General features: G+C 57.1%; 1 protein-coding gene. It reads left to right on the plus strand.

What is annotated here, in order from left to right; genetic code table 11:
* Positions 1–254 (plus strand): potassium transporter TrkG (locus ACRHNM_RS17435; protein ID WP_431137914.1); only part of this gene is annotated, 254 nt, incomplete at both ends.

Consider the following 254-nt stretch of genomic DNA (forward strand, 5'->3'; position numbering starts at 1 on the left):
CTTTACGCGCGGCCATAAAAAGGAAGTTAAACGGAAGGAGGGGTATATCATCGTGACCTTCGGGTGGATCGTGATGTCCGTCTCCGGCGTGTTGCCGTACCTCTTTTCGGGGGCGATCCCGGATGTCACCAATGCGTTTTTCGAAACGATTTCGGGCTATACACCTACCGGGGCCTCCATCCTGGACGACATTGAACGCCTGCCCGAGGGCATCCTCTTCTGGCGAAGCCTGACGCATTGGATCGGGGGCATGG

This window comes from Psychroserpens mesophilus (genome assembly GCF_050617655.1).
Lineage (GTDB): Bacteria > Bacteroidota > Bacteroidia > Flavobacteriales > Flavobacteriaceae > Psychroserpens > Psychroserpens mesophilus_A.